The sequence below is a fragment of the Pseudochelatococcus sp. B33 genome (assembly GCF_053570585.1).
Window position 1 is genome coordinate 1 of the sequence record NZ_JBSEFH010000051.1, and the last position, 13,165, is coordinate 13,165.

Annotated in this window: 13 protein-coding genes and 1 pseudogene; 6 read left to right on the forward strand and 8 right to left on the reverse strand. The window is 64.8% G+C overall.

Annotation, left to right across the window (positions count from 1 at the left end):
- Positions 1–286: pseudogene (locus ACUSIJ_RS29030) on the forward strand (cytochrome c biogenesis protein DipZ); the annotation flags it as partial.
- 33 nt (positions 287–319) lie between these two features.
- Here the strand turns inward: ACUSIJ_RS29030 and ACUSIJ_RS29035 are convergent.
- From ACUSIJ_RS29035 to ACUSIJ_RS29050, 4 genes are all read right to left on the reverse strand, one after another.
- Positions 320–1,948, reverse strand: coding sequence for an MFS transporter (locus tag ACUSIJ_RS29035; protein WP_449311900.1), 1,629 nt, complete (start codon positions 1,946–1,948; stop codon positions 320–322).
- 121 nt (positions 1,949–2,069) lie between these two features.
- Entirely contained in the window at positions 2,070–2,198 is a 129-nt protein-coding gene (locus ACUSIJ_RS29040; RefSeq protein WP_449311901.1) for a hypothetical protein, read from the reverse strand.
- 3 nt (positions 2,199–2,201) lie between these two features.
- On the reverse strand, positions 2,202–3,893 hold the full coding sequence (locus tag ACUSIJ_RS29045) for a thiamine pyrophosphate-binding protein (protein WP_449311902.1): 1,692 nt from the start codon (positions 3,891–3,893) through the stop codon (positions 2,202–2,204).
- A gap of 774 nt (positions 3,894–4,667) precedes the next feature.
- Positions 4,668–5,042: a winged helix-turn-helix transcriptional regulator gene (locus ACUSIJ_RS29050; protein WP_449311903.1), complete on the reverse strand. Its 375-nt coding sequence runs from the start codon at positions 5,040–5,042 to the stop codon at positions 4,668–4,670.
- A 102-nt stretch (positions 5,043–5,144) separates the two neighbouring features.
- Here ACUSIJ_RS29050 and ACUSIJ_RS29055 point away from each other — a divergent pair, with 102 nt between their 5' ends.
- Complete coding sequence (locus ACUSIJ_RS29055) at positions 5,145–6,119, forward strand: quinone oxidoreductase family protein (protein ID WP_449311904.1); 975 nt, start codon at positions 5,145–5,147, stop codon at positions 6,117–6,119.
- Here the strand turns inward: ACUSIJ_RS29055 and ACUSIJ_RS29060 are convergent.
- Both ACUSIJ_RS29060 and ACUSIJ_RS29065 read right to left on the reverse strand, forming a co-directional pair.
- On the reverse strand, positions 6,116–6,457 hold the full coding sequence (locus ACUSIJ_RS29060; protein ID WP_449311905.1) for a polyketide cyclase: 342 nt from the start codon (positions 6,455–6,457) through the stop codon (positions 6,116–6,118). The genes ACUSIJ_RS29055 and ACUSIJ_RS29060 overlap by 4 nt on opposite strands.
- A gap of 166 nt (positions 6,458–6,623) precedes the next feature.
- Positions 6,624–7,049, reverse strand: coding sequence for a YybH family protein (locus ACUSIJ_RS29065; RefSeq protein ID WP_449311906.1), 426 nt, complete (start codon positions 7,047–7,049; stop codon positions 6,624–6,626).
- Positions 7,050–7,231: 182 nt separating this feature from the next.
- On the opposite strand from ACUSIJ_RS29065, the gene ACUSIJ_RS29070 reads away from it, so the two are divergent.
- From ACUSIJ_RS29070 to ACUSIJ_RS29085, 4 genes are all read left to right on the forward strand, one after another.
- A complete protein-coding gene (locus ACUSIJ_RS29070) occupies positions 7,232–8,134 on the forward strand; it encodes a LysR family transcriptional regulator (protein WP_449311907.1) in 903 nt (300 codons plus the stop codon).
- Between the two features lie 279 nt (positions 8,135–8,413).
- The gene (locus tag ACUSIJ_RS29075; RefSeq protein WP_449311908.1) at positions 8,414–8,971 is read left to right on the forward strand and encodes a TRAP transporter small permease subunit; all 558 of its coding nucleotides are present in this window, start codon (positions 8,414–8,416) and stop codon (positions 8,969–8,971) included.
- Between the two features lie 22 nt (positions 8,972–8,993).
- Positions 8,994–10,574, forward strand: coding sequence for a TRAP transporter large permease subunit (locus ACUSIJ_RS29080; protein ID WP_449311909.1), 1,581 nt, complete (start codon positions 8,994–8,996; stop codon positions 10,572–10,574).
- 282 nt (positions 10,575–10,856) lie between these two features.
- Positions 10,857–11,978, forward strand: coding sequence for a TRAP transporter substrate-binding protein (locus ACUSIJ_RS29085; protein WP_449311910.1), 1,122 nt, complete (start codon positions 10,857–10,859; stop codon positions 11,976–11,978).
- A gap of 56 nt (positions 11,979–12,034) precedes the next feature.
- On the opposite strand, the gene ACUSIJ_RS29090 is transcribed toward ACUSIJ_RS29085, so the two are convergent.
- Positions 12,035–12,799: a sulfite exporter TauE/SafE family protein gene (locus ACUSIJ_RS29090; RefSeq protein ID WP_449311911.1), complete on the reverse strand. Its 765-nt coding sequence runs from the start codon at positions 12,797–12,799 to the stop codon at positions 12,035–12,037.
- Between the two features lie 44 nt (positions 12,800–12,843).
- On the reverse strand, positions 12,844–13,165 hold a 322-nt coding region (locus tag ACUSIJ_RS29095), incomplete at its 5' end, for a response regulator transcription factor (protein WP_449311912.1).

A 13,165-nucleotide genomic window follows, 5' to 3' on the forward strand; every position in this document is an offset into this window, starting at 1 on the left:
ACTCGACGAGGCGGGCGGCGGCATCGCCTTTCGCTTCAGCGCCCGCGACCTGCATCTGGTTCTCGGGCCCGGAGAGAGCGGCAAGCCGGTGCGCTTCCAGGTGACCGTCGACGGCGCAGCGCCACAGGCCGATCACGGTTTCGACACCGACGCCGACGGAAACGGCACGGTGACGGAGACCAGGCTGTACCAGCTCGTGCGCCAGTCCGGCGAGGTGAAGGCCAGAACCTTCGAGATCCGGTTCCTCGACCCCGGCGTCGAGGCCTACGCCTTCACCTTCGGCTGAAACGAACACCCCCGCCGATCGGCGGGGCTTGGTTCAGTGGGTATGGAACTGGTCTTTGAGCGCGGTATCGTCGATCGTGGGAACGACATGGTACTCCAGCATGCGATGAACGCGCAGGCGCCCCTGGCCGCGGTGGAGCGCCTGCAGTCGCTCGGCGACTGCCGCATCTGCCTGCGTGCGTCGCATGTTGTGGCGCAGGTAGTCCGCCCATGTCGGCACGTGGTAGCTCTCGGTCCAGACGTCGGGGTTCTCGAGATCCCGCAGCAACGCCCAATGCTGTGCGCCGTCGCGCAGGCGGATTCGCCGACGCTCGGTCATCACGGTGAGAAAGCCCGGGATGTCGGTGTGATCGACCTCGTAATCGATCATGATCCTGATGGGGCCGCTGCGGGCCTTGACGACGAGGCGCAGTTCCGGCTCGCGGAACTGGTTGAGAGGGCTGAGATCCAGCGAGCCGAATTCCGCCAGCCTGAACTGCAGTCCCGCCAATGCGCCTGCGGCAAGAACCGCAGCCGCATAAAGCAGGGCCCTGTCAGGCCCCTGGATCTCGGCGATGAAGCCCCAGATCCAGCTACCCGCCGCCATGCCTCCGAAGGTCGCCGTCTGGTAGAGCGAAAGCGAACGGCCCACGACCCAGCGTGGCGTCGACATCTGCACGGAGGTGTTGAACAGCGACAGGGCCAACACCCAGCATGCACCCGCCGGCGCCAGGAACAGGCAACTCAGCCAAACCATCTCGCTCAGCGCCAGGCCCGCAACGCTCAGCCCGAACGTGACGAACGCCGCGCGCACGATGTGCTCGATGCTGAAGCGCGCCCGCAAACGCGCGTTCATCAGGGCGCCGCCGATAGCGCCCAGCCCGAAACAGCCGAGCATCACGCCGTAGGTCAGCGCCCCGCCGCCAACGAGATCACGCACCACCAGCGGCAACAGCGCCAGCACCACAATGGCCGCGAAGCCGAAGATCAGGCTGCGGAACATGATCCTGAGCAGGTTCGGCGTCATCAGGACATAGCGCATGCCCGCCCCCATGGCGCTGACGAACTCCTCGCGCGGCAGCGAGTTGGGCGGCGTCTTGTTCTTCCAGCGCGCCAACGCGGTGATGAGGGGCAGGTAGCTGCAGGCGTTGACGGCGAAGGCGACGGCCGCGCCGGCGGTGGCGACGATCACGCCGCCGACGGCCGGCCCGATGCTGCGCATGAGGTTGAACCCCATGCTGTTGAGCGCAACGGCGGAAGGCAGATCGTTCCGTGACACAAGATCGCCGATGGACGCCTGCCACGAGGGGTTGTGCAGCGCCGTGCCGCAGCCGATGAGAAAGGTGAAGGCCAGCAGCAGCCACGGTGTCAGCAGCCCGCTGAACGCGCTGAAGGCGAGTGCGATCGATGCCACCATCATCGTGGTCTGCGCGACGAGCATGACCCGCCGCCGGTCGAAACTGTCGGCCAACGCGCCTCCCACCAGCGAGAACAGCATGATCGGCAACGTCGTGGACGCCTGTACGAGCGCCACCATGCTGCTGGAGTCGGAGATCGTCGTCATGACCCAACCGGCCCCGACGGCCTGGATGAGTCCGCCGAGGTTCGATGCCAGCGTGGCTGTCCACAGGGCGCGGAAATCACCATGCCGAAACGGCGTCAATACGGATAAGCGGGGCTGCACCTTGTCGTTCCTGCGTTTTATTTCTTTGATTCGCCACCGTCGTCCGCCGGTCCGGAAAGGGGAAGGGAGAGCTATGGCCGAAATTGGACGGCGTGACGTTCTGTTTTATATGTCGCACATGTCAGCTACCACTTCGTAACGCGCCGCCAGCGAATTCGACGCCGGAGGGAATATCCGCGTTGCGCGCCAGAGGCGGCACGGCGACGATGCAGCGGTTGAGGATGTCGGGGGTGATCGGGCCGGTGTACATGGTCTATCGCCCCGCTGCGCGCAGGGCGGTGATCGTCGTCTGGGGGGAGATGGCGTCCGGATCGACCCGGAGTTCGATGAGAGAGGAGGAGCCGGCCGCAAGCGCGCGTTGCAGCGCCGGGCCGAACGCGTGCGTGGCGCGCACGGTCTCGGCGTGGAAGCCGTAACTCGAGGCCAGAACGGCGAAGTCGGGATTGACCAGCCCGGTGCCGCTGACCCGCGACGGGAACGTGCGTTCCTGGTGCATCCTGATCGTGCCGTACATCCCGTTGTTCACGACGATGAACACGATCTTCAGGCCATACTGGGCGGCGGTGGCAAGCTCCTGGCCGTTCATCATGAAGCAGCCGTCGCCGGCGAAGGAGACGACGGTGCGGTCGGGATGCACCAGCTTGGCGGCGACCGCCGCGGGAACGCCGTAGCCCATCGCGCCGCTCGTCGGGGCAAGCTGCGTGGAAAGCCGCGAATAGCGATGGAAACGGTGCACCCACACGGCGTAGTTCCCCGCGCCGTTGGTGACGATGGTGTCGGCGGGCACCATGTCGCGAAACGTCAGCATCACCTCGCAGAGGTTGAGATCTCCGGGCTGCGGACGGGGCCGTTGCCAGGCTTCGTACGCGCTGCGCGCCTCCGCCAGCCAGCCATGCCATCGCCCCTCCACGCCCGCGAGGCCGCGTGCGGCCTCGACGAACTCCGCCACGCCGGCATTGATGGAGAGAGCCGCCTGATAGACCCGGCCCAGTTCCTCCGGGTCCGGATGGATGTGGACGAGGCGCTGGCGCGGCTGCGGGATGTCGAGCAGCGTGTAGCCGGCGGTCGGCAGCTCGCCGAGGCGGTCCCCGAGGCCGATGATCAGGTCGGCCGCGCGTACGCGCGCCGCCAGAGCGGGATTCATGCCCGGCGACAGATCGCCCACATAGTGAGCGTCATTGTTGTCGAAAATGTCCTGACGACGAAAGGAAGCGGCCACCGGCAGGTCGAGATTGTGGACGAAGTCCCTCAATCCGTCCGCCACCGCGCTCGTCCATCCCGACCCGCCGACGATGAGCAGCGGCCGTTCCGCCTCGCGCAGCATCGCCTGCAGGGCCTGCATGCCGCCGGCGCCCGGAGAGGCGGCGGCCCTGGCATAGGGCCTGATGCGTGCCGGCGGCGCCGACAGCGTCTGCATGTCCTCGGGCAGGGCCAGCACCACCGGCCCCGGCCGCCCCGACACAGCAGTATGAAAGGCGCGCGAGACGAACTCGACCACGCGGTCCGCACGGTCGATCTGTGCCACCCACTTGCTGACCGGGCCGAACATGCGTCGATAGTCGATCTCCTGGAATGCCTCGCGTTCGATGACATCGGTCCCCACCTGACCGACGAACAGGATCAGGGGCGTCGCATCCTGATAGGCGGTGTGCAGGCCGATGGCCGCGTTGCACGCCCCCGGACCGCGCGTCACGAAGCAGATGCCCGGCCGTCCGGTGAGCTTGCCGTAGGCTTCCGCCATGAAGGCCGCGCCGCCTTCCTGGCGGCAGGTCACGAAACGGACCGCGCCTTGCGCGTCGACCAGCGCGTCCAGCACGCGCAGGTAGGATTCTCCCGGAACGCCGAAGATCAGATCCACGCCGTTCGTCACGAGCGTGTCCACGATGAGCTGCGCACCCGTGCGCGGTGTTGCTCCAGCCTCGACCGGCTTGACCGGCTCACCCATATTCGCATCCCCCGTAATTCGGTCAGAGTTGGTTCATTTCCTGCCGCGACCGGCTATCGGAATTTCAGACGGAAGGGCCGCGCCGAGACGGCCGCCACAGCGTCCGGTCCGCCGCTCGCCAGGTGCATTCGCTCACGTCGTTCCTCCCCGTTCAGGCCTCACGCAGTGAAGTCTGCTGAAGCCCGGTCCGGTTGTCCATTTCGATTGTCCCCCGGCTTTGTTCGATCGGCCTAATTCCGCCTCCTCATGGCACCGCCTCGCCGGCACAAGGAATTCACCGCGAGGGGCTTGCTCCCATCAACGGCAGACGAACCCGGTGACGATCGACTCCGGGGGGAACTACCGCTCCGGATATCTGGTTGCCGCTTACGGAGCATATGGCCGATGTGGCGGAATGTTTCCTCCGGCATCCGTCTGCCGCCGTGCGCCAGCGGATCCGGGCGGCGCTCCAAAGGAAATTGGGACGCCGACGGCGTGTTGCTGGTGCGCCGCCGGTCAGAGCCGGAATGGCTTGCTCTTCGACATTGTGAAGTTTATCAGAGAGTTGATGGCAAGAGGCTCCTCCGCACTCGCGGATATAGACCCAGCACGGCCTGGTCCTTGAGCCGCATACCGGTGGTTCCTCCGCCCTCGCGGAGATAGACCCTATGCCGGCCACCGGTTGGCACCCTGGCTTGGAGTTCCTCCGCGCTCGCGGAGACAGACCATCGAACGGGTCAAGGGGGTGTCGGCACACGGGCCCGCGCGCCAAGCGCTACAGAGACGAAAGTCTCCTCATGTATTGACCGGACGAACGATGCAATCCGTCAGGTCATCGGCTTCGTCAAACGCCTCGGCATGGCGCTGCCCCCAATCGCAGAGCGCCAGCAGCACCGGCTCGAGACTGAGGCCGAGTGCCGTGGCCGAGTAGTCGACGCGAGGGGGAACTTGGCGGAACACTTCCCGGCTGACCAGGCCATGTTCCTCCAGTTCCCGGAGCTGCTGTACCAGCACCTTCTGGCTGACGGACGGGATGAGCCGGCTGAGTTCGGATAGCCGCTTCGGTCCATCGAGAAGGTGATAGAGGATCACCGCCTTCCACCGGCCCGCGATCGTCCGAATGGCACGTTCGATCGGGAGAACGGGCAGTCTTTTGATGGGCTTCGGCATGCTTACCCCTTGGTGGGTATGGGAGAAATCTGTCTGTAGAGTATCAGATCGCTCTACGGATAAGAATATCCCTGTGGGCATGACGAGCACGGGGAACTGACGGTGAAGATTGCATATATCGAGCAGTTCGGCGGGCCTGAAGCGTTCCGCATTGCCGACGTTGCCCGACCCGAAATCCAGGCGGATGAAATTCTCGTTCGCGTTCAGGCAGCCGGAGTGAACTTTTTCGAGGTCCTGATGCGGCAGGACCGGTACGCAGCGACGCCATCGTTGCCGGCCACCTTCGGCGTCGAAGTGGCGGGGATCGTCGAAGCAGCCGGTATCGACGCGGATATCGGGATTGGGAGCCGTGTCGTGGTGCCGCTTTTCGCGCTCGGCCGCGCCGGGGGATATGCGGAATATGTTGCGGTCAAGGCCATGGCGGCCGTGCCCCTGCCCGATGCCGTATCCTTCGACGCCGGCGTGGCCTGCCTGGTGCAGGGACTGACGGCGCTCCATGCCGTCAGGCGAACATCCCCGCTCGGCAAGTCGGTCCTGATCACGGCAGCCGGCGGCGGTGTGGGAACACTGCTCGTCCAACTCGCCAAACACGCGGGCACCAGACGTGTCGTTGCGCTCGCCGGTTCGACCGGGAAGCTTGAGCTTGCTCTGTCATTGGGCGCGGATGCGGCGGTGAACCATCGGGATGCGGAATGGCTCTCCCAATGCCGGGAAACGGATTCGGGAGCAGGCTTCGATATCGTCTACGACTTTGTCGGCGGCGATCTGACGTCCTCGCTTCTCGAGGTGTTGGCTCCGACGGGAATTCTCCTCTTCGGCGCGCTGGGCAGATTCAATCTGGATGGCGAGACAATGAACGGATTGCTGGAAAAGGGTCAGACAATCGTGGGCTTGGCATTGCTTCCGCTGCTGCAGGGAAATGACCTCCATCAGGATCTGAGAGGTCTGTTTGAATTGATCGTCAGCGGTCGATTGAAGGCCATTATCGGCGGGCGCTTCCCATTGGAGCATGTTGCGCAGGCGCATCGGCTGATCGAGTCACGCGGCGCCGTCGGGAAAATCGTGCTGAGCCCTTAACCGCCCTGCTCCGCCAGCGCCTTGAGCGCCTCCAGATCGCGCTTGACCCACTCCTGGTCGTCGGCGAACTTTTCGTCGGTCATTCCGGGATGCTGGAAAAGCGTCAGCATCACCTCGCTGCCCGAGGCGTTGGGGATTATCCGCAAGGGGATATAAAAGACATTGCCGTTTCCCACATCGACCCAGTGGTCCATAACGCCGAATTCGTTATGGTCCGAAAAGGTGACGGTTATCGGGCCTTCCGGCCCCTGCCCCTTCCATCCCGCGTCGGTCTGTTCAAGGGCCGCATTGCTGAGACCGGATGCCCACCTCGGAAAGGCCTCCGGTCTCCAGAACATTTCATAAAGGCTCCTGGCATCGCGCTGGACGGAACAAGTGACAACCTTGGCTTTCATCGTGGCGCGGCCTTTCGCGGCAGGGCTATGCTCCTGCATTCAGTATAGTACGTTCTCGATATGCCGACGACCGTGTCGTCCCGCATTGCCGCCATCCGCCTCATTTCGGCTAATCCGTATGCGGAGGCGCTTCGATCGCCCAGCTCGGGTCGGCGCCGAACGGGTGGTCCAGGAAGAAGACCCAGGTTCCGTCGGGCAGTCGCCGGTGAACCTCCATGCCGTGGTGATGCACCACGGTCGGCCTGCCGGCCTTGTCCGTTCCCCGGATCAGCCATTGCGAGCGCGTCATCGCAAAGTCGCCGGAAACCGTCGTGTGGTGAGTGATCACATCCATATGGGGCTTCAGGCCGATATAGTCGGCCATCGTCTTGCGGATCGCCTCGGAGCCGCGCGCAATGCTGGTTCCGCCGTGCACCTCGTCAACCTGCACGATCGACGCTTCGGGATGATACATGGCGGCGGCGGCATCGACGTCCTGCGCGTTGAAGGCGCGTGCGAGCCAGAGATTGCAGAGTTCGGGAGAGGGAGCGCCCATCTTTCTTCTCCTGTGTGGACAATGTAAAGTTGAATGGGTGTCATCTCGCAGCCAACTTGCTGGCAACGGCCGCAGCTCGTCCGCTGCTCCTGCATATCTAGGGGCATGCACAGCGGAAAGCACGTTGTGGTTCCACCAGCGGCGCTTGCAGGACCGCAAGCGAGCATCTGTCTTGATACGGTATGGACGACTGGAACGAACCCCGACTTGTGCTCGCCGTGAAGCGGGCTGAAAGTCTCACCGGCGCCGCCAAGGCGCTCGGCATCGATCATTCGACGGTATTTCGCCGCCTGAATGCGCTCGAGGACAGGCTTGGCGTTCGTCTCTTCGAGCGCCTCCCCGGGGGGACCTATGAGGCGACGTCCGCCGGTGAGCGAATGGCAGCAGCTGCGGAGCGCATGGAGGACGAGACCCTCGCGCTCGACCGCAACCTGGTGGGGCTGGACCACCGCCCCTCGGGCCGGTTGCGCGTCACTTCCTCGGAAACGCTTGCCTATCGCCTCCTCACCCGGCACCTGGCCAATTTTCGAAAGGTGCAGCCCGGCATCGTCGTCGAGCTCATCATCGATAACCGCGTCCTCAGCCTCTCGCGCCGGGAAGCCGATATCGCGCTGAGGCCGATGCGCCCGAAGGAAGGCGATCTGTGGGGCCGCAAGCTCGCCGGCGTCGCCTGGGCGCTCTACGCCGCCCCGGCTTATCTCGAAGCGAACGGCGGTGCGCTCGCCAAGCCGGACGATCTGCGCCACCACGCCCTGATCGGCTGGGAAGAGATCGCGTCAGGCATAAGGGCCGCCGACTGGCTCGCGCGCGCGGCACCGCCGGAGGCGTGCGTCTATCGGACGAACAGTCTCGTCAACCAGCTCATCGCGGCCAAGTCCGGCATCGGACTCGCGCTCCTGCCCTGTTATCTCGGCGACGGTGAGCCCGGCGTGGCAAGGGCTCTGGCAGAGCCGGTGGCGGAGCTGGAAGGCGAGCTCTGGATCGTGACCCACGCCGACCTCAAGGGCACGGCACGCGTCAAGGCGTTTTTCGATCTGGTGGGCGAAGGCCTTGCCCGCGAGGGCAGGATTTTCGAGCCGGATTGATCCGGAGGTGCCTGGGCGCTCCGGCTGCCTTGGCGCTCCGGCGCGGAAGCCGGCTCGCGGCCCATCTTCCCGCTCTGCCGAATGGACTGCACCGTCAAGGGCCGAAATCAGGCATCTACCCAGTTCCCCGTAGGCCTTCACACAATCAGCGCCGCTCACTCATCCGAGACTTGACGCCGCCATGCGGACGTTTCATGCAATTTCGTCAGTTCGCGGGACCAAAATCCGTCTCGGCGCGGTTACCGGCGACAAAATACGAAGGCGAAGGGAGGAACCGGAATGTCGTTTGCCCTGTCGTTGTCCCGCGCCATAGACGCGGCGAATACCTTTATCGGAAAAGCTGTTTCCTGGCTGTTGCTGGCAGCGGTGCTGATCAGTGCCATCAACGCCGTCAGCCGCAAGGCGTTTTCGCTCAGTTCGAACGCGTGGCTCGAGGCCCAGTGGTACCTGTTCTCCGCCGCCTTCCTGCTCGCTGCCGGCTACACGCTGCTCAACAATGAGCACGTCAAGGTCGATCTGGTGTACGGCAAGCTGCCGCGCCGGGCGCAGCTATGGATCGAGATTTTCGGCACGCTGTTCTTCCTGCTGCCGTTCTGTCTGGTCACCATCTATCTCTCCTGGCCCATCGTTCTGGCGAAGATCGCCTCGGGCGAGGTCTCCAACAACACGGGCGGCCTCATCCAGTGGCCGGTCTGGGCGTTCATCCCGCTCGGCTTCGGTCTTCTGGCCCTGCAAGGGATCTCCGAGCTCATCAAGCGCATCGCCATCCTGCGCGGGGATATCCCCGATCCGGTCCTGATCGCGGACGCCGAGGCGGCCGCCCTGCAGTCCCAGTAACGACTTTCCGGAGAGCAAGATCGTGGTTGCATTCATTGCGGAAAACCTAGCGCCGATCATGTTCGCGTCGCTGATCGTCGTGCTGCTGCTGGGCTACCCGGTGGCATTCGCGCTGGCGTTCGTGGGCTTCGCCTTCGGCTTCATCGGCATCGAGCTCGGCCTCCTGCCGGTCAACCTGTTCGGGGCTATCCCGGACCGCATCTTCGGGCAGATGTCGAACGAGACATTGCTCGCCATCCCCTTCTTCACCTTCATGGGGCTCATTCTCGAAAAGAGCGGCATGGCGGAGGAGCTGCTCGACACCATCGGCCAGCTCTTCGGCCCGGTCCGCGGCGGCCTCGCCTTTGCGGTGATCTTCGTCGGCGCGATCCTTGCCGCGACCACGGGCGTCGTGGCGGCCTCCGTCATCTCCATGGGTCTCATCTCGCTGCCGATCATGCTGCGCTACGGCTACGACCGGAAAGTAGCCGCCGGCACGATCGCGGCATCGGGCACGCTGGCCCAGATCGTGCCGCCCAGCCTCGTGCTGATCATCCTCGCCGACCAGCTCGGGCGCTCGGTGGGCGATATGTACAAGGGCGCGCTGGTGCCGGCGCTGATGCTGGTCGGCATCTATGCGATCTTCATCATCGGCACTTCCATCGTCAGCCCCCACAAGGTGCCGGCGCTGCCGAAAGAGGCGCGCGTGCTGCACGGCTGGAAGCTGCTGCAGAAGGTGATCACCTCCCTCGTGCCGCCGCTGGTGCTGATCTTCCTGGTGCTGGGGACGATCTTCCTCGGCATCGCCACGCCGACGGAAGGCGGCGCGATGGGGGCGACGGGCGCGCTGATCCTCGCCGCCCTCAACCGCAGACTGGATCTGACGCTGCTGCGCCAGTCGCTCTACGCCACGGTCAAGCTGTCGTCGTTCGTGATGTTCATCCTGCTCGGCGCACGCGTCTTTTCGCTGGCCTTCTATGGCGTCAACGGCCATGTCTGGGTCGAGCACCTGATGACCTCCGTGCCCGGCGGCGAGGTCGGCTTCCTGATCCTCGCCAACCTGCTGGTGTTTTTCCTCGCCTTCTTCCTCGACTATTTCGAGCTGGCGTTCATCATCATCCCGCTGCTGGCGCCGGTCGCCGACAGTCTCGGCATCGACCTGATCTGGTTCGGCGTAATGCTGGCGATCAACATGCAGACCTCGTTCATGCATCCGCCGTTCGGCTTCTCGCTCTACTTCCTGCGCTCCGTCGCGCCCGTGCGCGCCTACCGGGACAGGGTGACGGGCGCGACCATCCAGCCCGTGACGTCGATGCAGATCTACATAGGGGCGATCCCGTTCCTCGTCATCCAGCTCGCGATGGTCGCGGTGGTGGTGGCGTTCCCGCAGCTCGTCATGCATTACAGGGCGGGCACTCCGGTCGTCGATCCGGCCTCGATCAAGCTCAACGTGCCCATGCCGGGCGCCGGCGGCACCAATCCGTTCGGTGCACCGGCGGCGCCGTCCTTCGGCGCTCCCCCTGCGCCGTCGTTCGGCGCGCCGCCCGCGCCGGGCAGCACGGCCCCCGCCTTCCCTGCCCCGCCGTCCTTCGGTGGAGCCAAGCCGGCGGATGAGCCCAAATAAATGTCCGCGTCGGGCTTCCGGAGCGCCCCATCCGGAACCGTGACGGACCGCGCCACCTCGCGGGGTTCCCGCGGAGGCGCGGCAGCAGCGAAAGCAGGGCGGCAATGCACCGCCGCCCCGCGCGATACATTCCGGTCGGCTTCGACACAACTGGAATAGAACGGGTTGCAGAATGTCGAATCAGGATCTGTTGCGCAACCCGTTCACATTTCTATCGTTTTACGCAACTTGCGTTTAATTTGATGCTCATATCGAACGCAAACTGCTCTAGTGGAGGAAGAGATGACGCAATCAATGGATCGTAGACGTTTCCTGTCCAAGAGCGCCTTGACCGGCGCGGGTGCGGCGGCGGCGGCCGCGACGGCCTTCTCGGCCCCCGCCGTTGCGCAGGAACTGCCCAATATTCGCTGGCGGCTGACGTCGGGTTTCCCGAACAACCTCGACACCATCTACGGCGGCGCGGTGTTCGCGGCGCAGACGCTGTCGGCCATCACGCAGGGCAAGTTCCAGATTCAGGTCTTCCAGGCGGGCGAGATCGTCCCCGGCCCGCAGGCCATCGACGCCGTGCAGTCCAACACGGTCGAGATCGCGCATACCTGCGGCTACTACTTCACCGGCAAGGACCCGACGTTCGCCATCGGCTCGGCCATTCCCTTCGGCCTCAATTCGCGCCTGCAGAACGCCTGGCTCTACCATGGCGGCGGCAACGAGGCCTATGACGAGTTCCTGTCCGCCTACAACATCATCGGCCGGCCGGGCGGCGCGACGGGTGCCCAGATGGGCGGCTGGTTCCGCAAGGAAATCAACAGCCTTGCCGACCTCAAGGGCGTGAAGATGCGCATTGCCGGCGTCGCCGGGGAGGTGATGTCACGTCTTGGCGTCGTTCCGCAGCAGCTTCCGGGCGGCGATATCTACCCGGCGCTGGAGCGCGGCACCATCGATGCCGCCGAGTGGGTCGGTCCCTATGACGACGAGAGGCTCGGCTTCTATCAGATCGCGCCCTACTACTACTATCCGGCCTACTGGGAAGGCGGCCTGACCATCCACTTCTACATCAACAAGGACGAGTGGGAGAAACTGCCGGACTTCTACAAGGCGGCGCTCGAAGCCTCGTTCCGGGCCGCCAACATCAACATGCAGTCGCTCTACGACGTCAAGAACAAGGCCGCCATCCGCTCGCTCGTCGGCAAGGGCACCCAGCTGCGCCCCCTGCCCCGCGATATTCTGGACGCCGCCTACAAGGCCTCCTTCGAGCTCTATGAGGAATATTCCAGCAAGCACCCCGCCTGGGCGAAGATCTATCCGGGCTGGAAGCAGTTCCGCGACGAGGGCTTCGAATGGTTCCGCGTCGCCGAATACACCTATGACAGCTACGTGTTCGCCGCGCAGGCCGCCGGCCAGTAACACGTCCGCCCGAGCTCTGACCCCGGAAGGCGGCGCGGCCCCTTCCGGGGTGTTTTTCATCCCGGAATCTTCCAGAAGAAATAGGCGGTCATCAGCACGCCGTAGACGATAATCGCGATGCGCAGCGCCCTGGTGGGGACAAGGTACGCGTAGCGGGCGGCAAGATATCCGCCGACCGTCACACCGAGGAGCGCGATCGAGCCGTTGTACCAGTCGATGGCGCCGCTCGCCGCGAAGCGGATAACGGCGATGAGCGCGATCAGCGCGGAGATCCACAGTTTCAGGCCGTTCATCGCGTGGATATCGGTCAGGCCCGCTGTGGCGAGAAAGGCCAGCAGCAGGATGCCGAGGCCGGCGTTGAAGAACCCGCCGTAGATGCACACCGCCGCCAGAAACACCCACAGGGCGAAGGCTCCCGCAGCCTTCGCGCCGGGCCGGCGCGAGGACAGCGTCTGCATGAGGGCGCTGACCCGCCCGCCGAAAGCGAACAGCAGCACGGCGACGAGCATCAGCCATGGCACGATGATGGTGAACTGCTCGTCGGAGACGACCAGCAGCAATTCCGCGCCCAGATACCCGAAGACGACCGACACAAGGGAATAGGCTATCAGCCGGTCGCGATAGCGGGTGATCGATTTCCAGAAGCCGGCCGCGCCGCTCACATAGCCGGGCATGGCCGCATAGGTGTTCGACGCATTGGCGAGCACGGGCGGCACGCCGGCGAACATCAGCGCCGGCAGCAGGATGAACGAGCCCCCGCCCGCCAGCGCATTGACCGCCCCGCTCAGTATGCCCGCAACGAGCAGAAAGATTTCCGTCATGACTCTCCTGGATCCATTCCTGATCGGCAGACGCTGCAGCCGCGCTATGACTGCGCCTTTCCGACGAGGCCGTTGTCGATGGCGTAGCGGATGAGGCCCGCCGTCGTCGCGATGCCGAGCTTCTTCTTGATGTTCTTGCGATGCGTTTCCACTGTTCTCTCCGAAATATCAAGAGCGCGCGCTGCATCGCGGTTGCTCGCCCCCTGCGCGAGGAGCAGGAGCACGTCCTGTTCGCGGGTCGTCAGCGCCGCCGCCGACGTCGGCGCGCCCCTGCGCTCCAGAAGGGCGTCCTGGACACCGGCGGAGAAATACGTGCCCCCCGCCGCCACCGCGTCGATGGCGGCGACGATCTCGTCCGTCGAGACG

Excerpts from the sequence above, each read along its gene's own strand:
- ACUSIJ_RS29050 (WP_449311903.1), bottom strand. The coding sequence starts at position 5,042 with ATGCCGAAGCCCATCAAAAGACTGCCCGTTCTCCCGATCGAACGTGCC.
- ACUSIJ_RS29065 (WP_449311906.1), bottom strand. The coding sequence starts at position 7,049 with ATGGGCGCTCCCTCTCCCGAACTCTGCAATCTCTGGCTCGCACGCGCC.
- ACUSIJ_RS29085 (WP_449311910.1), top strand. The coding sequence starts at position 10,857 with ATGACGCAATCAATGGATCGTAGACGTTTCCTGTCCAAGAGCGCCTTG.
- ACUSIJ_RS29075 (WP_449311908.1), top strand. The coding sequence starts at position 8,414 with ATGTCGTTTGCCCTGTCGTTGTCCCGCGCCATAGACGCGGCGAATACC.
- ACUSIJ_RS29070 (WP_449311907.1), top strand. The coding sequence starts at position 7,232 with ATGGACGACTGGAACGAACCCCGACTTGTGCTCGCCGTGAAGCGGGCT.
- ACUSIJ_RS29060 (WP_449311905.1), bottom strand. The coding sequence starts at position 6,457 with ATGTTCTGGAGACCGGAGGCCTTTCCGAGGTGGGCATCCGGTCTCAGC.
- ACUSIJ_RS29090 (WP_449311911.1), bottom strand. The coding sequence starts at position 12,799 with ATGACGGAAATCTTTCTGCTCGTTGCGGGCATACTGAGCGGGGCGGTC.
- ACUSIJ_RS29040 (WP_449311901.1), bottom strand. The coding sequence starts at position 2,198 with ATGTACACCGGCCCGATCACCCCCGACATCCTCAACCGCTGCATCGTC.
- ACUSIJ_RS29045 (WP_449311902.1), bottom strand. The coding sequence starts at position 3,893 with ATGGGTGAGCCGGTCAAGCCGGTCGAGGCTGGAGCAACACCGCGCACG.